The organism is Stenotrophomonas sp. STEN033, assembly GCF_056856655.1.
The window spans coordinates 1-24,690 of record NZ_JBXFWM010000033.1; the positions used below are offsets into that span (position 1 = coordinate 1).

Annotated in this window: 17 protein-coding genes; 4 read left to right on the forward strand and 13 right to left on the reverse strand. The window is 64.0% G+C overall.

The annotated features are described in order from the left end of the window. Positions 1-171: 171 nt before the first annotated feature. The 3 genes from AC1VXC_RS12375 to acnB are packed head-to-tail and all read left to right on the forward strand — an operon-like array spanning position 172 to position 3,432. Positions 172-405, forward strand: a complete 234-nt coding sequence (locus AC1VXC_RS12375) for an AbrB/MazE/SpoVT family DNA-binding domain-containing protein (RefSeq protein ID WP_313492701.1) — start codon at positions 172-174, stop codon at positions 403-405. Continuing rightward, on the forward strand, positions 402-800 hold the full coding sequence (locus tag AC1VXC_RS12380) for a type II toxin-antitoxin system VapC family toxin (RefSeq protein WP_055764992.1): 399 nt from the start codon (positions 402-404) through the stop codon (positions 798-800). Before AC1VXC_RS12375 ends, AC1VXC_RS12380 begins: the two co-directional genes overlap by 4 nt. A gap of 40 nt (positions 801-840) precedes the next feature. Continuing rightward, the gene (gene acnB, locus AC1VXC_RS12385) at positions 841-3,432 is read left to right on the forward strand and encodes a bifunctional aconitate hydratase 2/2-methylisocitrate dehydratase (protein ID WP_481539423.1); all 2,592 of its coding nucleotides are present in this window, start codon (positions 841-843) and stop codon (positions 3,430-3,432) included. A 507-nt stretch (positions 3,433-3,939) separates the two neighbouring features. Here acnB and AC1VXC_RS12390 read toward each other — a convergent pair. Then, positions 3,940-4,569, reverse strand: coding sequence for an HlyD family type I secretion periplasmic adaptor subunit (locus AC1VXC_RS12390; RefSeq protein WP_313492770.1), 630 nt, complete (start codon positions 4,567-4,569; stop codon positions 3,940-3,942). Between the two features lie 130 nt (positions 4,570-4,699). On the opposite strand from AC1VXC_RS12390, the gene AC1VXC_RS12395 reads away from it, so the two are divergent. Then, the gene (locus AC1VXC_RS12395; protein ID WP_313171768.1) at positions 4,700-4,831 is read left to right on the forward strand and encodes a hypothetical protein; all 132 of its coding nucleotides are present in this window, start codon (positions 4,700-4,702) and stop codon (positions 4,829-4,831) included. Between the two features lie 30 nt (positions 4,832-4,861). Here AC1VXC_RS12395 and AC1VXC_RS12400 read toward each other — a convergent pair whose 3' ends face one another. From AC1VXC_RS12400 to AC1VXC_RS12455, 12 genes are all read right to left on the reverse strand, one after another. Then, a complete protein-coding gene (locus AC1VXC_RS12400; RefSeq protein WP_313492705.1) occupies positions 4,862-5,917 on the reverse strand; it encodes a protein-glutamate methylesterase/protein-glutamine glutaminase in 1,056 nt (351 codons plus the stop codon). Further along, positions 5,914-6,513: a chemoreceptor glutamine deamidase CheD gene (gene cheD, locus AC1VXC_RS12405; RefSeq protein ID WP_313171772.1), complete on the reverse strand. Its 600-nt coding sequence runs from the start codon at positions 6,511-6,513 to the stop codon at positions 5,914-5,916. The genes AC1VXC_RS12400 and cheD overlap by 4 nt, the downstream gene beginning before the upstream one ends. Then, positions 6,510-7,355, reverse strand: a complete 846-nt coding sequence (locus tag AC1VXC_RS12410; RefSeq protein ID WP_313492707.1) for a CheR family methyltransferase — start codon at positions 7,353-7,355, stop codon at positions 6,510-6,512. Before AC1VXC_RS12410 ends, cheD begins: the two co-directional genes overlap by 4 nt. A gap of 13 nt (positions 7,356-7,368) precedes the next feature. After that, complete coding sequence (locus tag AC1VXC_RS12415; protein WP_313171776.1) at positions 7,369-9,528, reverse strand: methyl-accepting chemotaxis protein; 2,160 nt, start codon at positions 9,526-9,528, stop codon at positions 7,369-7,371. A gap of 357 nt (positions 9,529-9,885) precedes the next feature. Further along, entirely contained in the window at positions 9,886-12,258 is a 2,373-nt protein-coding gene (locus AC1VXC_RS12420) for a methyl-accepting chemotaxis protein (protein ID WP_481539424.1), read from the reverse strand. Positions 12,259-12,341: 83 nt separating this feature from the next. Continuing rightward, a complete protein-coding gene (locus AC1VXC_RS12425; protein ID WP_481530806.1) occupies positions 12,342-12,725 on the reverse strand; it encodes a hypothetical protein in 384 nt (127 codons plus the stop codon). A gap of 124 nt (positions 12,726-12,849) precedes the next feature. Then, complete coding sequence (locus AC1VXC_RS12430; RefSeq protein ID WP_282272732.1) at positions 12,850-13,341, reverse strand: chemotaxis protein CheW; 492 nt, start codon at positions 13,339-13,341, stop codon at positions 12,850-12,852. A gap of 231 nt (positions 13,342-13,572) precedes the next feature. Further along, positions 13,573-14,343 carry a flagellar brake protein gene (locus tag AC1VXC_RS12435; RefSeq protein WP_481528669.1) on the reverse strand — a complete coding sequence of 257 codons (771 nt, stop codon included), beginning with the start codon at positions 14,341-14,343 and terminating at the stop codon, positions 13,573-13,575. A gap of 390 nt (positions 14,344-14,733) precedes the next feature. Next, positions 14,734-16,965: a methyl-accepting chemotaxis protein gene (locus AC1VXC_RS12440; protein ID WP_481539425.1), complete on the reverse strand. Its 2,232-nt coding sequence runs from the start codon at positions 16,963-16,965 to the stop codon at positions 14,734-14,736. A 410-nt stretch (positions 16,966-17,375) separates the two neighbouring features. Beyond that, positions 17,376-20,009: a methyl-accepting chemotaxis protein gene (locus tag AC1VXC_RS12445; protein WP_481539426.1), complete on the reverse strand. Its 2,634-nt coding sequence runs from the start codon at positions 20,007-20,009 to the stop codon at positions 17,376-17,378. Positions 20,010-20,146: 137 nt separating this feature from the next. Continuing rightward, on the reverse strand, positions 20,147-22,396 hold the full coding sequence (locus AC1VXC_RS12450) for a methyl-accepting chemotaxis protein (RefSeq protein ID WP_313171787.1): 2,250 nt from the start codon (positions 22,394-22,396) through the stop codon (positions 20,147-20,149). 282 nt (positions 22,397-22,678) lie between these two features. Continuing rightward, entirely contained in the window at positions 22,679-24,655 is a 1,977-nt protein-coding gene (locus tag AC1VXC_RS12455) for a chemotaxis protein CheA (RefSeq protein WP_481539529.1), read from the reverse strand. Between the last annotated feature and the right edge of the window lie 35 nt (positions 24,656-24,690).

Genomic DNA, 24,690 nt, shown 5'->3' on the forward strand with positions numbered 1-24,690 from the left:
AGATGTGTATAAGAGACAGTCTATAGGGCGGGCATTGCCGGGAAAGCCCCAGCCGAGCATGGCTCGGCTCTACAGGTGAAGCGCAGCCTACCGTGGGCCGGCTGCGCAGGGCTTGGCTAGGGTATGCCCTTCAAAGTATGTATAATTCGTACATACTTCATTGGAGGTCCCATGGAAGCCACCGTAGCTGAACGCGGGCAGATCACCCTGCCCAAGGCCGTACGCGACGCCCTGGGCCTGACCAAGGGCACCCAGCTCAAGGTGGAGCTGGACGGCAGCCGCATCATCCTGCGCAAGAGCGTGGACGACGCCATTTCCCGTGCCCGCGGCAAGTTCGCGCTGGACGGTTTCGACTCGGCCGAGCAGGCCGTGCGCACCGTCCGTGACGAGGCCGACTCGGCATGATCGCGGTCGACTCCCCGGTCCTGATCGAACTGCTCAGCGATGGCCCCCGCGCCGACGCGGTGGAAGCCTGCCTGCGGCAGGCGCTGGTCGGCGGGCGGGTAGTCGTGTGCGGTACCACCCTGGCGGAGATCTGCGCCTCGCTGCGCGGCGGCGCCGAGGTGCAGGAAGCGCTGGAAGAAATGGGCGTCCATTTCAATCCGCTGGAAGCCAAATCCGCGTTGCGGGCCGGCGAGATGCATCGCCGCCACCGGCAGCGCAGCGGCGATACCCGCCGCATCGACGATTTCATGGTGGGTGCGCATGCACTGCTGCAGTGCGACGGGCTGATCACCTGGAACGACACGTTTTATCGCGACTACTTCAAGGGCCTGAAGCTGATCGTGCCGCAAGCCTGAGAGCCCATCCATTCTTTAACCGTTACACCCGGGAGTTGTCATGTTGGAAGCCTATCGCCACCACGTAGCCGAGCGCGCCGCGCTTGGCATCCCGCCGTTGCCGCTGACTGCACAGCAGACGGCCGACGTCATCGAGCTGCTGAAGAACCCGCCGGCTGGCGAGGCCGAGTTCCTGCTCGACCTGATCACCAACCGCGTGCCGGCCGGCGTCGATGACGCCGCCAAGGTCAAGGCCTCGTACCTGGCCGCCATCGCCTTCGGCAGCGAGAAGAACGCACTGATCAGCCGTGCGCGCGCCACCGAACTGCTGGGCACCATGCTCGGCGGTTACAACGTCGCGCCGCTGATCCAGCTGCTGGACGACGCCGAAGTGGGCGCCATCGCCGCTGAAGGCCTGAAGCACACCCTGCTGGTGTTCGATGCCTTCCACGACGTGCAGGAAAAGGCCAAGGCCGGCAACGCCAATGCACAGGGCGTGCTGCAGAGCTGGGCCGATGCCGAGTGGTTCACCAGCAAGCCGGAAGTGCCGCAGAGCCTGACCATCACCGTGTTCAAGGTGCCGGGCGAAACCAATACCGACGACCTGTCGCCGGCGCCGGATGCCACCACCCGCCCGGACATCCCGATGCACGCCCTGGCGATGCTGAAGAACAAGCGCCCGGACGCGCCGTTCGTGCCGGAAGAAGACGGCAAGCGCGGCCCGATCCAGGAAATCCTGTCGCTGAAGGAAAAGGGCAACCTGGTTGCCTACGTCGGCGACGTGGTCGGCACCGGTTCCAGCCGCAAGTCCGCCACCAACTCGGTGCTGTGGTTCACCGGTGAAGACATCCCCTTCATCCCGAACAAGCGCTTCGGCGGCGTGTGCCTGGGTTCGAAGATCGCCCCGATCTTCTACAACACCATGGAAGACGCCGGCGCACTGCCGATCGAGCTGGACGTGTCGAAGATGGAGCACGGCGATGTCGTCGAGCTGCGCCCGTACGACGGCAAGGCACTGAAGAACGGCGAAGTCATCGCCGAATTCCAGGTCAAGAGCGACGTGCTGTTCGACGAAGTGCGCGCCGGTGGCCGTATTCCGCTGATCATCGGCCGTGGCCTGACCGCCAAGGCGCGTGAAGCGCTGGGCCTGCCGGTTACCGATCTGTTCCGTCTGCCGGTGCAGCCGGCCGACACCGGCAAGGGCTACTCGCTGGCGCAGAAGATGGTTGGCCGCGCCTGTGGCCTGCCGGAAGGCAAGGGCATGCGCCCGGGCACCTACTGCGAACCGAAGATGACCTCGGTGGGCTCGCAGGACACCACCGGTCCGATGACCCGTGACGAGCTGAAGGACCTGGCTTGCCTGGGCTTCTCGGCCGACCTGGTGATGCAGTCGTTCTGCCACACTGCTGCCTACCCGAAGCCGGTTGACGTCAAGACCCACCACACCCTGCCGGAGTTCATCTCCACCCGTGGCGGCGTCTCGCTGCGTCCGGGCGACGGCGTGATCCACAGCTGGCTCAACCGCATGCTGCTGCCGGATACCGTCGGTACCGGTGGCGACTCGCACACCCGTTTCCCGGTCGGCATCTCGTTCCCGGCCGGCTCGGGTCTGGTCGCCTTCGCCGCTGCCACCGGCGTCATGCCGCTGGACATGCCGGAGTCGGTGCTGGTGCGTTTCAAGGGCAAGATGCAGCCGGGCGTGACCCTGCGTGACCTGGTCAACGCGATCCCGCTGTACGCGATCAAGGCCGGTCTGCTGACCGTGGCCAAGGCTGGCAAGAAGAACATCTTCTCCGGCCGCATCCTGGAAATCGAAGGTCTGCCGGACCTGAAGGTCGAGCAGGCGTTCGAACTGTCCGACGCCTCGGCCGAACGTTCGGCTGCCGGTTGCTCGGTGCGCCTGAACAAGGAGCCGATCATCGAATACCTCAACAGCAACATCACGCTGCTGAAGTGGATGATTGCCGAGGGTTACCAGGACGCCCGTTCGCTGGCGCGCCGCGTCGAGAAGATGGAAGCCTGGTTGGCCGACCCGCAGCTGCTGGAGCCGGATGCCGACGCCGAGTACGCCGCCGTCATCGAGATCGACCTGGCCGATATCCACGAGCCGATCGTGGCCTGCCCGAACGACCCGGACGACGTGAAGACCCTGTCCGAAGTTGCCGGTGCCAAGATCGACGAAGTGTTCATCGGTTCGTGCATGACCAACATCGGTCACTTCCGTGCCGCTGCCAAGTTGCTGGAAGGCAAGCGCGACATCCCGACCCGTCTGTGGGTTGCACCGCCGACCAAGATGGATGCTTCCGAGCTGACCAAGGAAGGCGTGTACGGCACCTTCGGTTCGGCTGGCGCGCGCATGGAAATGCCGGGTTGCTCGCTGTGCATGGGCAACCAGGCGCAGATCCGCGAAGGCTCCACCGCGATGTCGACCTCGACCCGCAACTTCCCGAACCGCCTGGGCCGCAACACCAACGTGTACCTGGGTTCGGCCGAACTGGCCGCAATCTGCTCGCGTCTGGGTCGCATCCCGACCAAGGAAGAGTACATGGCCGACGTTGGCGTGCTGGATGCAGCCGGCAGCGAGATCTACCGCTACATGAACTTCGACCAGATCAGCGATTACAAGGACGTCGCCGATTCGGTCAACGCCTGAGTTGTTGTTGAGCAGTAAAGCTTGAACAGAAAACCCCGGCGCAAGCTGGGGTTTTTTGTTGCCCGCCAAATCCCACCGCGCTTGTGGGAGCGGCGTAAGCCGCGAAGCTGATGGATTGTCAGATCACAGGATGTGCGGTTGCTCATTGATCCCGGCTTCGCGGCTGACGCCGCTCCTACAGCAGCCCGCCCCTGAGAAATTGCTTGCCCTTGTAGGAGCGGCGTAAGCCGCGAAGCTGACGGACCATCAGATTGCAGGATGTGCGGTTGCTCGTTGATCCTGGCTTCGCGGCGTAAGCCGCGAAGCTAAAGGACTGTCAGATTGCGAAATATTCGGCTGCTCATTGATCCCAGCTTCGCGGCTGACGCCGCTCCCACAAACCCTGCGTGGCCCGGGGAAGCACAGCGCGACCGGGAGGTACCGTTCTTGGCGGAAAGTACCTGGGGAGCCCCAGCCGCGCTGTGCTTGCCCGGACCACGCAAGCTGGCGGCAAATCACAGCAGGCGATCAACGCTCGCGGAATGCCTCGCGTGCCTTCAATACCGGCTTGAGCAGATACTCCAGCACCGTCTTCTCGCCGGTACGGATCTCCACCGAGGCAATCATGCCGGGGATGATCGGTAGCTCCTTGCCGCCGGCTTCCAATGCACTCCTGTCGGTGAGTACGGTGACCCGGTAGTAGGTGCTGTCCGGGCGGCCGCTCCCACCTTTCTCTTCGTCCTTCAAGGTGTCCGGGCTGATCAGCTCGACCTTGCCGCTCAGGCCGCCGTAGATGCCGTAATCGTAGGCAGTGATCTTTACCGTCGCCGGCAGGCCCGGACGCAGGAAGGCCACATCCGACGGACGGATCTTGCCCTCGACCAGCAGTTGGTCTTCCAGGGGCACGATTTCGAGGATGTGCTCGCCAGGTTGGATTACACCGCCCACGGTATTGACGCGCACGTTTTTCACCGTGCCACGCACCGGTGCGGTAATCGTGGTGCGCTCGACCACGTCGGCGCGGCCCACCAGGTTTTCGCTGGTCTGAGAGAGCTCCATTTTCAGTTTGATCAGCTCTGGGTTGGCATCAGCCCGGTAGCGGTTGGGACGTTCGACGATCTGCGAACAGATGCCATTGGCTTGCCGGCGTGTGCGCAGTGACCTGGTTCGCCGTTAGCGTTTCGACCGCGCAGGCCCCGCTGCGACCACCACCCACACCCCCCTCATTCCACCCCGTTTTTTTCGATATCACCGGTCACGCTGCCGGCGTCGGAGTGTGTGTGAGCGCGTGGAGCTTCTGTGTGAGCAAGCCGAGGTTGAAACTGGCGAGGTCACCGCCAACGCGCAGTTCATCGCCAGTGAATTGCCAGCCAACATCGAGGTGCTGGCCGCCCTGGGTGAGCCGGAGGTCATCATTTGACATCTGGCCGAGCGATCTTGGCTGGCAATCTCAGCCGCGACTGATCGCAAGTACGCGTTCGGCGATCCTGTCCAGGGGCAACACCTCATCCGCAGCCCCCAGTCGCACTGCGCTGCCCGGCATTCCCCAGACGACAGAGCTCGCTTCGTCCTGGGCCAGGGTGGTTGCGCCGGCCTGCTTCATCTCCAGCAGGCCGCGTGCACCGTCCTCACCCATGCCGGTAAGGATCACGCCTACCGCATTGGCGCCCGCATTGAGGGCCACCGAGCGGAACAGCACATCGACTGCAGGCTTGTGCAGGTTGACCGGTGCGCTGTCATCGACCCGGCATCGCCAGCGGGCACCGTCGCGTATGACCCGCAGGTGACGTCCACCAGCAGGCAGATAGGCGTGCCCAGGCAGGATTGCCTCGCCATCGCTGGCCTCGCGCACCGACATGGCCGAGTGCCGGTCCAGGCGCTCGGCAAACGCGGTGCTGAAACTGGCCGGCAGATGCTGGGTCATTACGATCGCCGGTGCATCGGCGGGCATCGTTTCCAGCACCACGCGCAGGGCTTCGGTGCCGCCGGCCGAGGCGCCGATGGCGATCAGGCGATCGGTGGTACGGAAGCCCAGGCTGCTTGACGTCGCGGGCCGCTGCGGCGGCCGACGCTGACTGCCGCCGATCGCACGTACCCGTGATCGGGCCGCCATCTTCACCTTGCTGCGGATTTCTTCCGCGTAACCGTCTAGTCCGCGGGCAACATCGATCTTCGGCTTGGCGACGAAATCGACCGCGCCCAGCGCCAATGCCTGCAGCGTGGTGTCTGCGCCACGCTCGGTCAGCGAGGACACCATCACCACCGGCATCGGATGCAGGCGCATCAGGTTTTCCAGGAATGCCAGCCCGTCCATGCGCGGCATCTCGACATCCAGGGTCAGCACGTCCGGGTTGAGCCGTTTGATCTTCTCGCGTGCCAACAGCGGATCTGCTGCAGTGCCGACGACCTCGATGGCCGGATCGGCAGCAAGGATCTCGGTCAGCACCTGGCGTACCAGTGCCGAGTCGTCGACGATCAATACCCGGCAGGGCGCCTGCAACATCATTCGAACAACTCCACGCCACCGCTGACCGGTGTATGCGACAGACGGGCACGGATGGCGGTTTCGGTGGCGACCACTTCGGCATCGTGTGCGTGCGGCAGGCGCTGCACCACCACCCGGCCGGTGACCGGGAAGAACCAGATCTTGCGGGGATGGATGCCGCACAGGTCTTCGGCGACGATCGGGATATGCTCGGCGCGCAGATACTGGCGGACGAACTCCGCATTGCGGGTGCCCACCGGGTTGCTGGTAAAGCCCTTCAGCACGTTGGCCCCGCCAAATACCTTTGCTTCCAGGCGCTTGCGATGGGCACCGCGCTTGAGCAGGTCGTTGATCAGCAGTTCCATCGCGTAGCTGCCGTAGCGTGCGGGCGCACCGTCGCCGATGTTGCCTTCGGGCAACAGGAAGTGATTCATGCCGCCGATGCCGAGGATGGGATCGCGGATGCATGCGGCCACGCACGAGCCAAGGATGGTGGTCAAGGCGGTGTCGTCGTCCACCACCAGGTACTGGGTAGGCAGGAGCTTGGCGGCAATCGTCTGGAAGCGCGTGTCGCGGTAGCGCATCACCTCATCGGGATAGTGCTGCGGGTTCTTCATGCGCCATTCCTGCGGCTGCGGCGGTACAAGGTGCGTCCACAAGGTTGGATCAGATCTGCGGCGTGCAGGTAGTTCTCCGAATGACCGGTGTAGAGCAGGCTGTCATCGTCCATATGCTGTACCAGGCGCGAGAGGATGCCGCGCTGGGTGGGCTTGTCGAAGTAGATCATCACGTTGCGGCAGAACAGCGCATCAAACGGTCCGCCCACGTCGTAGCGGTTGGACAATAGATTGAGCGGGCGGAACTCGATCAGGGCGCGCAACGCCGGGGCAACCCGGCACTTGCCTTCGTTCGGGCCGCTGCCGCGCTGGAAGTAGCGTCGCTTCATTGCCGGGTCCAGGCCTGCGATCCGGTCGATCGCGTAAACGCCCTGGCTGGCGGTGGCCAGCACCTGGGTATCGACGTCGGTGGCGATGATGCGCACCGGTGGCGTCATCGAAGAGAAGGCCTCGCAGGCGGTGATTGCCATGGAGTAGGGCTCTTCGCCGGTGGAGGCTGCGCATGACCACAGCTTCAGCGGCGCGCGCGCGGCACGCGCCTGCAACTCCTCGCGCAGCTTGTCGAAGTGATGCGGTTCGCGGAAGAACGAGGTCAGGTTGGTGGTCAGGGCGTTGGTGAAGGCCTGCCATTCATCGCCGCCATGCTGCTCCAGCTGGTCCAGGTAGTCCTTGAACGAGCGCAGGCCCAGGTTGCGCAGCCGCCGCGACAGACGTCCGTAGACCATGTCGCGCTTGGCCGGGGCCAGCGCAATGCCGGCCCGGGCATGGATCAGCTCGCAGACGCGACGGAAGTCGCGATCATTGAACTCGAAGTCACGCTGGTTGCTGTCCAGATCGATCATGGTTGCGGTTCGCTCAGCTGGCCAGTGCCAGAGCTTGTGGATGTGCGGCCGCAGCGGGTTGTGCGCTCAGCTGAAACACGGCCACAGCCTGATCCAGCAGGTTGGCCTGTTCTTCCATTGCGCGGGCGGCGGCGGTGGCTTCTTCGACCAGCGCGGCATTCTGCTGGGTGGTTTCATCCATCTGCATCACGGTCTGGTTGACCTGTTCAATACCCGCCGACTGTTCCTGCGAAGCGGCCGAGATCTCGGCCATGATGTCGGTGACACGCTGCACAGCTGAAACGATCTCACCCATCGTGGTGCCTGCCTGCTGCACCAGCTGCGAGCCTTCATCAACACGTTCGACCGAATCCTCGATCAAGGACTTGATTTCCTTGGCGGCTCCCGCCGAGCGCTGGGCGAGGGTGCGGACTTCGGCAGCAACCACGGCGAAGCCGCGGCCCTGTTCGCCGGCACGCGCGGCTTCCACCGCAGCGTTCAGCGCCAGGATATTGGTCTGGAAAGCGATGCCATCGATGACACTGATGATGTCGGCGATGCGACGCGAGGACTGCTGGATCTGTCCCATGGTGGTGACCACTTCCTCCACCACCTGGCCGCCACGCGAGGCTACCCCGGCCGCACCGATGGCGAGCTGGTTTGCCTGGCGGGCGGACTCCGCATTCTGGCGGACGGTGGAGGTCAGCTCCTCCATGGATGCTGCGGTTTCTTCGAGGTTGGCGGCCTGCATTTCCGTGCGGCGCGACAGATCGGCGTTGCCGGTGGCGATCTCGCCGGCGGCAAGGTTGATGCTGTCGGCCGACTGCTGGATGCCTGAGACGATGCCGGCCAGCTGGTTGACGGTGCTATTGGCGTCGTCCCGCATGCGGGCGAACACGCCCTGGGCATCGCCGCTGAGCTTGACGGTGAGATCGCCATCGGCAAGTGCGCGTAGCAGCCGCGAAACCTCGCCCAGGTTGTCGTCACTGACCTGCATCATGCTGTTCAGCGCCCGCACCATCGCCAGGAAGTCGTGTTCGAAACGCCCTTCATCACCGCGCAGGCTGAAGTCACCGGCAGCGGCGGCACTGCCGAGGCGCTTGATCTCGTTATTGATGGCAGCCAGGTTGTTCTTGATCGCGGCCATGGTGTCGGTGATGACGCGCTTGTCGCCCGGCAGCAACGGCATGTCCTGGCTGAGGTCGCCCACAGCGTAGCGCTGCGCCAGCGCGATGACCTGCATCTTCACGTCGATGTGATTGGCGACCAATACGTTGGTTTCCTCAACCATCACCCCGTAGTCACCGGGGAACTTACTGGCATCGATGCGGTAACGGATCATGCCGGCATCATGCTGGCGCGCCATCTCGGCCTGCGCGCCGATCACGGCCCGCAGCTGCTCCTGCATATGCGCCATGCTGCTGAGCAGCTGACCCGTCTCGTCCTTGCTGGGCGCGGTGATCCGGTTGTCCATCCGGCCGTTGGCAATGGCCGTGGCCACAGCAGTCGCGTTGCGTAGCGGCAGCACGATGCGGTTGCCGATGATCCAGCTCAATGCCAGCACCAGCACGACCAGCACGCCACCCGACACGGTCATGATAGCCGTGAACTTGAGGGCCTGGCCCTGCAGGTCGTCCATGTAAACGCCGCTGGAAACCACCCAGTTCCAGGGTTTGTACATCCCGGCATAGGCCAGCTTGCCGACTACGCCGTCCTTGCCCGGCTTGGCCCAGCTATAGGCGACGTAGCCACCACCCTTGCGTGCGGCTTCCACCTGCTCGTAGTACAGGCGGACACCGTCCTCGCCACGGAAGTCCTTCATGTCCTTGCCGACAAGGTCGGCGCGGAACGGGTGCATCAGCAGCACGTACTCGGTGTTGTAGATGTTGAAATAGTTGACGTCACCATCCGAGCGCATCTTCTGCAGCGCGGCAATGGCGTACTTCTGGGCCTCATCCAGCGGCATCGCGCCGGTTTCAGCCTCCTTGGCGTAGTGGTCCAGTACGCCGTAGCTCATCTCCACCTGGGCGCGCAGGGCAGCCTTGCGGGTCTCATACAGGTCGAGGTACTGCATGCGTGCCGCAATGACCGACAGTGCGATGACGCCGATCACAATCAGTGCCGTCAGCAGGTTCAGCTTGCGCCTGACCGAGATATTGGAAATGTAGTTGTTCCAGAGCGAGGAGATAGTCATCGAATCCGCTGGTTACCTTGCGGTATCAGCGCTGCGTGAAGGGATACCGGTATATCGGCCAGTTGGGGCCCGAGTTGAGCGCCTTGGAGGGGACGCTCAGCGGAAGCTGCCAATCCGTTCACGTATGCGAAGAAGGCTGGCCGATTTGCTGTTTCGTTCGCTTGCAGGAACCGCGCAAGCGGCGAGGCTGATGGTGCTGGCAGTCGCTGGCGGCAGCTCGACCGGCGGTGTGTCAGCTTCGCGGCTTACGCCGCTCCCACAAAAAGAGAAATCCGATGCCAGCGATTGGCATCGGATTTCGGGTGACTCAACCGTTCTGGTTTGCAGCGTTGCCGCCACAACCAACGATGGTGTTTCTTAGAACTCCTGCCAATCCGAGTCGGCCAGTTCAGCTACTGCGGTGCGTGCGGCTGCGGCGCGACGGCGCGGTGCCGGCGCTGCTGCCTGGACGGCAGGGCGGGGGGCCGGTTCCCGTACGTAAGCCGGGGCGTCGGTGACTGCAGCGCCTTCTTCCAGCTGGAACACGGAGACCACGTTCGCCAGGTGCGCGGCCTGCTCTTCCATCGAGCGGGCGGACGCGGTCGCTTCTTCGACCAACGCTGCGTTCTGCTGGGTGGTTTCGTCCATCTGCACGATGGTCTGGTTGACCTGTTCGATTCCCGCGGACTGTTCCTGCGATGCGGCGGAGATCTCGGCCATGATGTCGGTCACGCGCTGCACCGAGGCGACGATCTCGCCCATGGTGGTGCCGGCCTTGCGGACCAGGGCCGAGCCGTCGGCGACCTTGCCGACCGAGTCGTCGATCAGCCCCTTGATCTCCTTGGCGGCGCCCGCCGAACGCTGTGCAAGCGTACGCACTTCCGAGGCGACCACGGCGAAACCGCGGCCCTGTTCGCCGGCACGGGCGGCTTCCACTGCCGCATTCAAGGCCAGGATATTGGTCTGGAAGGCGATGCCGTCGATCACCGAGATGATCTCGGCAATCTTGCGCGAGGACTGTTCGATCTGGGTCATGGTGGTCACCACCTGGCTGACCACGTCGCCGCCCTGCGAGGCCACCGATGCGGCGCCGATGGCGAGCTGGTTGGCCTGGCGTGCCGACTCGGCGTTCTGGCGCACGGTGGAGGTCAGTTCCTCCATCGAGGCGGCGGTTTCCTCCAGGTTGGCAGCCTGCTGCTCGGTGCGGCGCGACAGATCGTTGTTGCCAGCGGCGATCTCGGTGGCGGCCGAATTGATCGAGACCGAGGACTGCTTGATGCGGCCAACGATACCGGTCAGCTGCTCTGCGGTGGCGTTGGCATCGTCACGCATGGTGGCGAACACGCCCTGGTACTCGCCATGCATGCGCACGGTCAGGTCACCGCGGGACAGCGCCGACAGCAGGGCCGAGATCTGTTCCAGGCTGCTGGCATTGGCATCCAGCAGGCTGTTGATCTGCTCAGCCAGCTGCAGGAAGAAACCATCCTTGTCTGCCGTGCCGATGCGGCCACTGAGGTCGCCTGCGGCAGCGGCCTCGATGATGCGCGCCACTTCCTTCTCGACCTGGGCCTCGGTGCTGCGATCGCGCCATTCAACCACATGGCCAACTGCAACATTGTTGTCGTCGCGGATCACCGAAATGGTCTGCGCGAATTCGGCTTCGCCGAAGCGCATTTCGCGCTTGAACACGCCGGTGCGGTCCAGTGCTTCCAGTACCTTTGCGTCCACTTCGCCGCGGTACTCCAGCGCGGTAACCGGCTGGCCGATCAACGGCTTGCTGGTGTCGTAGTGACTCAGCGACTGGGTGATCTCTTCGCCATGTTCGCTGAGCTTGTCCAGCAGGGCGCGGTTGGCGTAGACGATCTCCAGGTCGTTGTTGGTCAGGTATACGCCGGTCGAGGAGTAATCCAGTGCGGTACGGATGCGCAGGTTTTCGCTGGCGATGATCTGGTCACGGTCAATGCGCTCGCGCAGGTCGCGCTGCATGCGCTGCATTGCGCGCAGCAGGTCGCCCACTTCATCGGCGCGGGATACATCGATCGATCCGTCAAGTTTGCCGCTGGCCACTTCGTTGGCAACGTCCACCGCACCACGCATCGCGGTGACCAGCGAACGGGCGAACAGCCAGATCAGCGCTAGACCGGCAGCACCACCGACCAGGACTGCGATGACAATCAACAGGGCCGAGGTGCGGTAGGTCTCCGCGGCCTGCTTGGCAGCGGCCTGGGCACGGGTGTTGTCGTTGGCGGCAAGTGCCTGCAGGGCCGCATAGGCCTTGCGATGCAGGTTGCGGGTCTCGCCGACGAAGGTATCGATCGCGTCGTCCGGCAGATCCAGTTCCAGCATTTCGTTGACCGCATCATAGGAGGCGGTGGTCTTGCCCCAATCGGCGACGAAGGCATCAAACAGCTTCTTCTGCTCCGGGTTGTCGATCAACTTCGGATAGGCGGCGATGGTGGTATCGATCTGCAGGCGCAGTTCGGTTGAACGTGCCTTCGCGTCGGCCTTTACGTCATCACTGGCTCGTACCAGGCTCTGGTAGGAGACATTGCGATACTCACTGACCATGCCGCTCAGCTCACCGGTGGTGCGGAGGCTGGGCATGCGGTTTTCAGCGAGGTCGGTGGTGACGTTGTTCAGCGAGTGCAGGCCGCGGTAGGCGACGATGCCCTGCAACAACATGACGAACAGCACGACGCCGAAAGTAAGCATCAGCTTCGGCTTGAGTTTCAGCGAGTTGATCCACTGCATCTTGCGCGGTCTCCGGGAACAGGCCCCGCCATGTCACAGGCGCGGGGTGGCACGCCGGCGGGGCCGGCGTGACGAAAGGCGGATTACTTGATGTTTGCCAGCTTCAGGTTGGCCGGCGATGCCACTTCGATCTCGGCGCGCGATGCGTCGCGCTGGATCTTGCCGATCACGCAGACCGTCTTGCCTTCCAGGGTTTCCAGCGGGAAACCGAACTTGCTGCGGTTGCTGCCCGCGATGCGGGCCGAGAAGGTATGGCGCGGGAACATGCCGCCCATGTGCAGGAAGGTCGGCTGGCCCTCGGAGCCTTCGGCGTAACGGGCTTTCTCAACCTTGCCGCAGACCATGCCGTCCTTGCCGGCGAAACGCGCTGCGCTTTCCGGCGGGATCATTTCGGCATCGGCGACGGCATCGAACGCGACGGTTGCCAGTACGGTGGCAGCAAACAGCGGAAGTACATGCTTGTACATCGGAAACTCCGGGAAGGGAAAGTAAGGCCAGTCGGGGAGGACAGGCATGCAATGGCTATCGGCCTGCAGGTGCCGCGCTTGAGTCGCATGCATGAAACTGTGATCGACTTTGCGAAACGCCTGCTCAGGCTGCTTCTTCGGCAACACTCGGCTGGCCAAGGTCGGCGGTGTCCAGCAGAGTCTCGATATCCAGCAGGATCAGCATGCGGTCGTCCTGGGTGCCGATGCCCGAAATGAAGCGGGTATCGACGGCGGCGCCGAATTCCGGGGTCGGCCGGATCTGCTCGGCGTTGAGTGGGATCACGTCCGAGACGCTGTCCACGACGATGCCGACCACGCGGTCTTCGACGTTGAGCACGATCATCACCGTAAAGGCGTCATAGCGGGCTTCATCCAGGCGCAGCTTCAGGCGCAGGTCGATGACCGGCACGATGGTGCCACGCAGGTTGATCACACCCTTGATGTAGTCCGGTGCGTCTGGCACCCGGGTGACGGCGTCATAGCCGCGGATTTCCTGAACCTTGAGGATATCCACGCCGTAATGTTCATTGCCGAGGGTGAAGCTGAGGTACTCGCCGCCGGTGGTGTCGGCGGACGTGCTGCGGGAGTCATTCATGGCGGATCCTGGTCCTGGCGGGCTGCCGATGCATTGCGGCTGTTGCACAGGTATCGGCGTAGCGACGGGGGACTTTAGGAGGCCAAGCGGTAAAGGCGTGGTGCGCCGGCGTGTTCAGGCTGAATTGTGCGCGCCATCATGTTATTGGCTGCCAATAGTTTGGCGGATAGTCGGCTGGGAGGGCGGTTTGAGGACAGGCCCTGAAACCGGCGAACGCCGCCGCAGCTTCATTCAATCGCCGTTGCTGCGCGCCTTGCGCAGGCGGTCGATGCGGAAGATGTAGCGCTGGATGCTGTTGTCCGCGCCGCGCGGCAGATCGTCGAAGCGCAGGCCAATGCGGGTCATTTCGGTGCCGTTGGGTTGCTTCTGCTGGCGCAGGTTGCAGACCACCAAGGGGACGGAGATCGGCGTACTTTCCGGGATCTCCAGGATGCAGCCGGGGTAGCGGCTCTGCAGCTTCAGCAGGTTCTGTTCGGGTGGCAGCAGCAGGGCGATACCGCCGGCGCTGATGTCCAGCACACGCCAACGGCTGGGCTCATCGCCTTCCGGGTCTGGCAGTACGCAGTACGGGGAATCGCCGACCGGCGTTTCCAGTCGGTAAAACTCGCGCCGCTGCAGGTGGTAGACCTCCTCCGGCAACGGCACCTCGAACGCGACATGCCCGTCACGCTCGATGCGGCGGTGGCCATGCAGTTGGAAACGCACCATGACCTTGTCGACCTGGCCGAAGCAGAGCAGGCCGCCGGCAGTTTCGACAGTGCGGTTGATCGACGGTACCGGGCTGGCGTCCAGCACCAGGCCATGCATGTCGACTTCCAGTACCGCCGAGGGGAACGCCTGATCGCGCCCATCCGGGTGCACGTTGATCATTGAACGCTGATCAATCATGCCTTGCAGCAGATGGCGCACCTGGTGCGGATTGCGCACCATGTAACGGTCGTCGGCGTACAGGTTGCCGGCGTGCGGTGACGGCGTCGGTGCGAGCGATTCTTTGTCGGGCATGGACACGGTTGCGATTGGGTCGAAGATCAGCGCGGCGCGGATGAGTACGCCATAAACTGTGATAACGGCCGCCTTTTTAGCATCTTTAGCTGGGCTGTTACGAGCTTGCCCGCCGGACGCGGAGCGCAAATGGCTGCCAGCGGCGCGAGCTGCTTCCGGGAATGCTAGGCAGTTGATGGATTCGGCCTGGCCTGGTTGAGTTCAAGCAGGCAGCCGGAGCGTCAGCTCTGTCCCTCACTCAGGGAGGCTCGCGATCAGGGGCGCTGAAGCGTCAGGCCATCTTCCGCACGCGGGAGGGGGCTGGAAAGGAGAAAGAGGGGTGCGGGGGCCTTGCCGGGGAGCGAGGAGGGAGGCAGGACGCAGCGTTCCTGCCCCCCTGACCAGGCCGCGTCAGAATTCCTGCCAGTCATCCGTGCTGGCAACCGGTGCGCGACTGCTGGGCTTGGGGATCGCACGCAACGCTGGACGGCCGCGTGGCGGTGCTGCGCCTGGGCTGGCGGCAACCTTGGCCAGCGACGCACTCACCGAGCCGGCAAGACGGAACTGCGCCACCGCGTCGGTGAGCTGGCGGGCCTGGTCCTCCATCGAACGCGCGGCGGCGGTGGCTTCCTCCACCAGCGCCGCGTTCTGCTGGGTGGTCTCGTCCATTTGCATGACGGTCTGGTTGACCTGCTCGATGCCGGTGGACTGTTCCTGCGAAGCGGCGGAGATATCGGCCATGATGGTGGTGACGCGCTGCACCGAGGCAACGATCTCATCCATGGTGTTGCCCGCGCGGCGCACCAATGCCGACCCTTCACCCACTTTGCCGACCGAGTCGTCGATCAGCCCCTTGATCTCCTTGGCCGCCGCCGCTGAGCGCTGCGCCAGCGTACGTACTTCCGATGCGACCACCGCAAAGCCACGCCCCTGATCGCCGGCGCGGGCCGCTTCGACGGCAGCGTTCAGTGCCAGGATATTGGTCTGGAAGGCGATGCCATCGATCACGCTGATGATGTCGGCGATGCGCTGCGACGATTGTTCGATCGAACTCATGGTCGAGACGACTTGCCCCACCACGTTGCCGCCCTGGGCAGCGACCTCGGCCGCGCCGCGCGCCAGCTGATCTGCCTGACGGGCGTGCTCGGCGTTCTGGCGTACGGTGGAGGTAAGCTCTTCCATCGATGCGGCGGTTTCCTCCAGGTTGGCGGCCTGCTGCTCGGTGCGGCGCGACAGGTCATCGTTGCCCGTGGCGATCTCGCTGGCCGACAGACTGATGCTGCCGCTGGCTGCCTGGATGCGCGAGACGATGCTGCTCAGCTGGTCGACCGTAGCGTTGCCGTCGTCACGCATGCGCGCGAAGACACCGTGGAAATCACCTTCCATGCGATGGGTCAGGTCACCCTGGGCAACCGCCTGGAGCAACTGCGAGAGATGGCCCAGATTGTCTTCGGTGGTTTCCATCAGCGAATTGACACCACCGACCATGTCGCGGAAGTCGTGCTCGAACTGGTCGGCGTTGCCGCGCTGGCTGAAGTCACCGGCGGCGGCGGCGTGGGCCAGACGCTTGATCTCGTTGTTGATCGCTGAAAGGCTGGCCTTGGTACCGTCCATGGCCTGGGTGATGGCTGCCTTTTCGCCCGGCAGACGGTCCATGTCCACCGACAGGTCGCCGCGTGCATAGTGGCGCATCACCTCGACCACGCGCATCTTGACCCCGATATGCTGGGCGACCAGCGTGTTGACCTCGCGCACCATGCGCCCGTATTCGCCGGGGAAACGGGATTCATCGATGCGGAAACTGATCATGCCCTGGTCGTGTTCGCGTGCCATCTCGATCTGCGCGCCGATGACTGCTTTGAGCTGCTGCTGCACACGCTGCATCGAGACCAGCAAGGCGCCGACTTCGTCCTTGCGGCTGCTGTCGATGGTGCCGTCCAGGCGGCCGTTGGCGACATCGTCTGCGGCGCGCAATGCATCGTTCACCGGTCGCACGATGGCACGCACGATCACCACTCCGAGACCTGCGGAGAGCAGCCCCAACAGCAGCATGCAGACGACAATGGCGTTGCTGCTGCGCGTCTGCGCGGCATTGGCGTAGGCGACTTCGTTGTCCAGTACCGATGCAACGTGGGCACTGAGCTTTTCCACGGCCTCGAACAGGTCGCGGCGGCTGATGCGTGACTGCTCGTTGGAGATGCTGTGGGCCAGCTCGAACTGGCCCTCTTTGATGGCCTTCTCCATCAGGGCGTGTGCACCGAGGTAGGCATCCAGGGTCTTGCCCAACTCGGCGTACAGGCCTTGCTGCTTCGCATCGGCAGGCAGGGCTTCGTACTGCTTGCGGTGCTCGACCAATTTCTGCCGCTGGTCGATGATGCGCTGGTTGTACTCGGCGACGAAACCCGGTTCATGCAAATGGGCAAGCTGGGACAACTCGGCGATGCGGATTTCCGCCAGGTCGGCGCGCATCCGCTCCAGATACTGCACGGCAGGCATGTAGCGGGCGCTGACCTCGCCAAGCTGGTTCGTGGCCTGGTGCAGGCGCTGCACCGCAAAGCCGCCCATTGCCAGGGTAGTCAGTGTGGTCAGGGTGAAAGCAACTGCGAGTTTTCTGGCGATGCTGAGGTTGCGAAAGAACTCCATCTCTGACTCTCCGGATCGACTGCAGATTGGGGCGCTGTGCAGGGGCTGCTTGCTGCCCTGGATCACATAGCGCAGTGTCCACGCCGCAATCCTATGCGGGCGTTGTCATAGCCGATAACGGCGTTCTCTGCGTTCGCTGTAGAAGGTTTTCTGACGGAAATTCTGAAGAATTCAGCACAGTTGTTAACGCCAACATCACCTCACTTAGCGGTTCAAATTCATCACGAGGAATGAGTGATGGGCCCAACGCATGGAGTGTGCGCGCCACCACTATTTCACATTGTTTCATCGACTCTCTTACGATCAGCGTTTGAGGGTGCATTACTACCCGGTTTACTCAGCCGGCGAACGTTCGCGCACAAAAAAGCCCCCGGCATGGCTTGCCGGGGGCCTTTAGGGCGATTGGCAGATCAGAACTCCTGCCAGTCGCCGTCATCCATTTTCAGCGCAGCCTGTCCGCCACGTGCGCTGGTGGCGACTGGCCGCAGTCGCTGCCGCGGCGGCGGTACAACGGCACTGGCTGCTGTTTTTCCCGAGGATTTGCGGGCGTCGTCAGCGGCGATGCGGAACACCGCCACGGCCTCGGTCAGCTGGGTGGCCTGGTCTTCCATCGAGCGTGCGGCAGCGGTGGCTTCTTCCACCAGCGCGGCGTTCTGCTGGGTGGTCTCGTCCATCTGCATGACGGTCTGGTTGACCTGGTCGATGCCAGCGCTCTGTTCCTGCGAGGCTGCCGAGATCTCGGCCATGATGTCGGTCACGCGCTGCACCGAGGTAACGATCTCGTCCATGGTGGTGCCTGCCTGCTGCACCAACACCGAGCCTTCGCCGACCTTGCCGACCGAGTCGTCGATCAGGCCCTTGATCTCCTTGGCCGCCGCCGCCGAACGCTGGGCGAGGGTGCGCACTTCCGAGGCAACCACGGCGAAGCCACGGCCCTGTTCACCGGCACGTGCGGCTTCCACCGCGGCATTGAGTGCCAGGATATTGGTCTGGAAGGCGATGCCATCGATGACGCTGATGATGTCGGCGATCTTCTTCGACGAGGCCTCGATGGCGCTCATCGTGGTGACCACCTGGCCAACCACGGTGCCGCCCTGGCTGGCCACGCCATGTGCGCCGATGGCGAGCTGGTTGGCCTGGCGCGCATGTTCGGCGTTCTGGCGCACGGTGGAGGTCAGTTCCTCCATCGAGGCGGCAGTTTCCTCCAGGTTGGCAGCCTGCTGCTCGGTCCGGCGCGACAGGTCACTGTTGCCGGTGGCGATCTCGGTGGCGGCCAGGTTGATACTGGAGGCGGCGTGCTGGATGCGGCCAACGATATCGGTCAGCTGACCAACGGTGGCATTGGCGTCGTCGCGCATGTCGGCGAATACGCCGTGGAAATCGCCTTGCATGCGCACGGTCAGGTCGCCACGGGCGATGGCCTGCAACAGCTTGGACAGCTCGGACAGGTTGCCGTCGGTGGTTTCCATCAGCTGGTTCAGGCTGCTGACCATGTCGCGGAAGTCGTGTTGGTAGGCCGCCGCGTCGCCGCGGACCGAGAAGTCGCCCTGGGCGGCGGCGTGCGCCAGGCGCTTGATCTCGTTGTTGATCGCCGACAGGCTGGCCTTGACCGCATCGACGGTCTCGGTGATGACGGCCTTCTCGCCAGGCAGGCGTTCGATGTCGATCGACAGGTCGCCATTGGAATAGCGCTTGATGACGTCCAATGCCGACAACAGCATCTGGATGTGCGAATTCACCAGCGCGTTGCTTTCCTTGACCATGACTCCGTAGTCGCCGGGGAAGGCCGCCTCATCCATGCGATGGCTGATCGTGCCGGCATCGTGCTGCATGGCCATCTTGCGTTGCGCGCCGATCACCGCCTGCAACTGTGCCTGCATGCGTTGCATGGAGGTGAGCAGGGTGCCCAGTTCGTCGTCTCGTTGCACGCTGACGGCGTTGTCGAGCTTGCCGGCTGCGATGTTGTCGGACAGCGCGACGGCCTGGTTCAGTGGCGTGAACACAAATCTGCGCAACAGCAGGAACAGCGCGCCACACAGCAGCAGGGCGGCCACGATGCCGACCACGATGATCGTCCACAGCAGGGCACGTGCCTGCTGCATCAGCAGGGCGCGGGGCACCACCACGCCAAAGGCGAAGGTCTGCTCGGCGTTGCCTATCTTCAACGGGACATAGGTTTCCACCATGTCCTGGTCAAGGGCCGCGTCGTGATGCTGCTCGAAGGTGATCCTGCCACTGGCGGTGTTGGCCAGCATCGCGCGGGTGTCGGCATCGTCGGCCTTGCTGCCGACCTTGGCCGGGTCGCGGTCGGCGATGATGGTGCCGGTCGGCGACAGCAGGCGCACATAGCCTTGCTGCATCGGGCGCATCTTGGACAGGCGGTCCTGCAACGACTGCAGGGCGAAGTCCACTGTCACCACACCCAGGAACTGGCCATCCTGCACGATGGGTGTTGCCAGCGTGGTCATCAGGATCTTCTTGCCGCCGATCTCGTAGCTATAGGGTTCCAGCACCGAGGGCTTCTTGTTGGCGGCGGGCTGCAGATACCAGTCGCCGTCGCCAGGCACGTCGTAGCCACGCAACGGCTCCTGCACTGGCGCGCCGTCCTGCCAGGCCCAATAGCTCATGAAACGACCGCTGGCATCGTGCCCGTCGCTATCGATGTGGTTGGCGTCGTCGCCATCGAATGCCTGCGGCTCCCACAAGGTGCCGACGCCCACCCATTGCGGATTGTTCAGTGCCTGGGAATGCAATACCTGCGCGGCGCTCAGACGACTGAAGCCGCCCTGCTGGCGCAAGGCCAGGAAGCTGCGTGACAAGGTGTCATTGGCCTCGAAGCCGCGGCCCAGTTCGGCGGAGATGCGTTGGGCCTCAAGTTCGGCCATGTTCTCAAGGCTGACCCGGGATGCCGACAGCAGTGCATCACTGCTGCGCAGGTAGATGAACAAGGCGGTGAGGCCGAATGCGAACGTAGCGACCAATGCCGTTCCCAGCATCAAGCGCATTGCAATACTGCGGGTTAGGAAGTTCGTGGGCAAGGACATGGGGTGCTGCTGGCCTGGAAGGTAAGGGGTTTGTCAGTACATCGGCATTTGCGGGCGTTGCTGGAGTGTCCTGTGATGAAAACGTGGACGGCGTCGCCGTTGCCGGGGACGCCGTCTGTCACGGGACCAGCGGGCGATCAGAACTCCTGCCAATCGCCTTCGTTGTCGATACGCACGGCAGCGTTGCCGCGCTGCGCCGGGGCAACCGCGCGCAGGCGGCGGGCTGGCGCCACGGCAGCGGCGATTGCCGGCTTGGCCTGCAGCGGCTGTGCGGTCATGGCCTGCAAGGCGTCGGTACGGAACACCGCCACGGCCTCGGTCAGCTGGGTGGCCTGGTCTTCCATCGAGCGTGCGGCAGCGGTGGCTTCTTCCACCAGCGCGGCGTTCTGCTGGGTGGTCTCGTCCATCTGCATGACGGTCTGGTTGACCTGGTCGATGCCAGCGCTCTGTTCCTGCGAGGCTGCCGAGATCTCGGCCATGATGTCGGTCACGCGCTGCACCGAGGTAACGATCTCGTCCATGGTGGTGCCTGCCTGCTGCACCAACACCGAGCCTTCGCCGACCTTGCCGACCGAGTCGTCGATCAGGCCCTTGATCTCCTTGGCCGCCGCCGCCGAACGCTGGGCGAGGGTGCGCACTTCCGAGGCAACCACGGCGAAGCCACGGCCCTGTTCACCGGCACGTGCGGCTTCCACCGCGGCATTGAGTGCCAGGATATTGGTCTGGAAGGCGATGCCATCGATGACGCTGATGATGTCGGCGATCTTCTTCGACGAGGCCTCGATGGCGCTCATCGTGGTGACCACCTGGCCAACCACGGTGCCGCCCTGGCTGGCCACGCCATGTGCGCCGATGGCGAGCTGGTTGGCCTGGCGCGCATGTTCGGCGTTCTGGCGCACGGTGGAGGTCAGTTCCTCCATCGAGGCGGCAGTTTCCTCCAGGTTGGCAGCCTGCTGCTCGGTCCGGCGCGACAGGTCACTGTTGCCGGTGGCGATCTCGGTGGCGGCCAGGTTGATACTGGAGGCGGCGTGCTGGATGCGGCCAACGATATCGGTCAGCTGACCAACGGTGGCATTGGCGTCGTCGCGCATGTCGGCGAATACGCCGTGGAAATCGCCTTGCATGCGCACGGTCAGGTCGCCACGGGCGATGGCCTGCAACAGCTTGGACAGCTCGGACAGGTTGCCGTCGGTGGTTTCCATCAACTGGTTCAGGCTGCTGACCATGTCGCGGAAGTCGTGTTGGTAGGCCGCCGCGTCGCCGCGGACCGAGAAGTCGCCCTGGGCGGCTGCTCCCGCAAGGTGTTTGATCTCACTGTTGATCGCCGACAGGCTGGTCTTGACCGCATCGACGGCATCCGTCATCACCGCCTTCTCACCGGGCAGACGTTCGATGTCGACGGACAGGTCGCCATTGGCGTAGCGCTTGATGATCTCCAGCGCGGACAGGATCAGCTGGATGTGCGAGTTCACCAGCGCGTTGCTTTCCTTGACCATCACCCCGTAATCGCCGGGGAAGCTGGTTTCGTCCATGCGATGGCTGATCATGCCGGCATCGTGCTGCCTGGCCATCTCGCGCTGGGCGCCAATCACCGCTTGCAGCTGGGTCTGCATGCGCTGCATGGACTGCAGCAGCTTGCCAACCTCGTCGCGTCGCGCGGTGTCGATACGGCGGTCGAGCTTGCCGGCGGCGACGTCGTCGGCCACACGGACCGCGTCGGCCAGCGGCACCATGATGGCGCGGATGATGGCCCAGCCCAAGGCGGCAGCCAACAGCAGGGCGACGGCAAGGCCGATCAGGATGGCGGCAACCGAGCGGTCATGTGCCTGCTGTGATTGCACGGTCTGCTTGGTGAGCTGGTCCTGGTTGTATTGCGAGAGCTGCTTGAGCTGGTCGAACAGCGCACGGCGCAGCTTGCGCGAATCACCGCTGGAGATGCTGGCGGCAGTAGCGAAGTCATCGGCGGCGATGGCGGCGGCGATGCGCTCGTGAGCGTCGAAGTAGCCGGCACGCAGTTCCTTCATCTTGTTGTACAGGGCCAGCTCATCGGCGCTGTAGTCGGCTTCGATGTCGTCGTAAGCCTTCTCCGCCGCTTCGATCAGCTTGCGCGTGTCGGCCATGCGCTTGTCGTAGTCGGCCAGCTGGGCGGTGTCGCCCTGGTAGTTGAGCTGGGCCTGTTCGAACGTGCGGAACTCACCAAGCTGGGCGCGCATTTCGCCCAGTTGTTGCACGGCCGGCATCCAATTGTTGTTGACCTGTTCGATCTGGCTGTCGGCCACGTTCATGCGCCACACGGCAAACAGCGCGAGCAGCAGGGTGAGCAGGCCGGTGCTGCAGAATGCAAGCACCAGTTTTCGGGTGATCGACAGGTTCTGGAACCACTTCATTGCAGACATCTCCGTAGGCGGGCATGGGGCGATCCACAGGTCCGGCGCCCCTGGGGAATGTCTTGAGTGGTGCAGGCCGCGACGGAGGCCCAGGTTGCTTGACAAACCTGATTGCATTGCGATGCGGTATCGGCAGTTTTCGGGGCTTCTTGAAGGCGTTATGCGGACACGGTTCCAGCGCCAGCAAGGTGCCGCTGAGTCGCTCCGCGGTGGCACGCATACAGCCGAAAGCCGCACGCCCAGATGATGGGCGCGCGGCCGGAGGTGGCAATCAAGAGGTGATCAGGCCGCCTGCTGCGTGCGCAGCGAGCGCACCAGGCCGCCGATATCAACGATCAACGCAACCCGGCCATCGCCGAGGATGGTGGCGCCGGATACACCGCTGATGCGCCGGTAGTTGTTCTCGATGTTCTTGACCACGACCTGTTGCTGGCCGATCAGCTCATCCACTTCCAGCGCGATCTTCTGGCCATCGCCCTCGACCACCACCACCAGCGGCTCGGCCTGTGGATTGTCGGGATAGCCGTAGTACTCGCCCAGCGACAGGATGGGCAGGTATTCGCCGCGTACGCGCAACACGCGACCTTCGCCTGCCATGGTGCGGATGTCATCGGGTTGCGGCTGCAGGGCTTCCAGCACGTAGGCCAAGGGCAGAATCAGGGTTTCGCCCGCCACCGAGACAGTCATGCCGTCGAGGATGGCCAGCGTCAGCGGCAGTCGGATCAACACGCGGGTGCCGGCGCCGGTGCGGCTTTCCAGTTGCACCTCGCCACCCAGTGCCTGGATGTTGCGGCGGACCACGTCCATGCCAACGCCACGACCGGACAGGTCGGTAACGGCATCGGCGGTGGAGAAGCCCGGTTGGAAGATCAGATCCCAGACCTGTGCATCGGTGGGGTTGTCCGGCACGTTCAAGCCGCGTTCCAGCGCCTTGGCGAGGATCTTGTCGCGGTTCAGGCCGCGGCCATCGTCGCTGACTTCGATGACGATATGCCCGCCCTGGTGCGACGCAGCCAGGGTGATCGTGCCGGTTTCGTCCTTGCCGGATTCGCGACGCACGTCCGGCAGTTCCAGGCCGTGGTCGATGGAGTTGCGGACCAGGTGCACCAGGGGATCGGCGATCTTCTCGATAAGACCCTTGTCCAGCTCGGTACCTTCGCCGATGGTGCGCAGGCGGACCTGCTTGCCCAGGCGGCCGGAGAGGTCGCGGACCAGGCGCGGGAAGCGGCGGAACACCGCGTCCACCGGCAGCATGCGCACGCCGATGACGGCTTCCTGCAGGTCGCGGGTATTGCGTTCGAGCAAGTCCAGGCCGGCGAACAATTGTTCGGCGTGGACCGGGTCCAGACCACCGGATACCTGCTTGAGCATGGCCTGGGTGATGACCAGTTCACCGACCAGATTGATCAGCGCATCGACCTTGTCGACGCTGACGCGGATCGAGCTTTCGGCTTCGTGTTGCTGGGCGCTGGCCGCAGGCTTGCTGCCAGCAGCGGCGTCGGCGACGCTGGCAGTACTGGCGACGGCAGCGGCGGGCGCTTCCACGGCAAGACTGGGCGGTGCGGCCGGGCGGATGTCCAGTTCACAGTCATCGACCACCCACGCAAAAGTGTCTTCGATGCGGCTGCGCGGTACCTTGCCGACCAGGCCCAGGTCCCAGGCCAGGTAGGCTTCCAGCGGATCGAGCTGGTCGAAGCTGGGCAGCCGTGCCATGCGCGGCTCCACGTGCAGGGAACCCAGGGTTTCCAGTTCGCGGATGATGCGCAGCGGATCGTTGCCGCTCATGAACAGTGAAGGTGCCGGGGCAAAGCCGATCTGCCAGGCATCCGGGGTTTCTTCCTGCTTCACTGCAGCCGCGGCAACCGGTGCGGCACCAGACAGGACAGCCTGCAAGCGATCAGTAATCGCCTTGACCGCTGCCGGGTCGGCGGGCTGGCCATGTTCGACCTCACGCAGCAACGCACGCAGCACGTCCACCGAGCCCAGCATCGCGTCGACCGCGTTGCTTTCGAGTGCGCGCTTGCCCGCGCGCAGCTCGTCAAGCAGCGTTTCCAGCACGTGGGTGAGGCCGGCGATGGCGTCAAAGCCGAAGGTGCCGGCGCCCCCCTTGATGGAGTGCGCTGCACGGAACACCGAGTTGATGACTTCAGGGTCGTGCTGGCCGTCTTCCAGTGCCAGCAGGCCGGCCTCCATTGCATCCAGCCCTTCGCGGCTTTCTTCGAAGAAGGTGGCGTGGAAACGTTGCAGGTCCATGCTCATTGGCGCGGTATCCGATCGGTGGGGCAGGTGGGCTG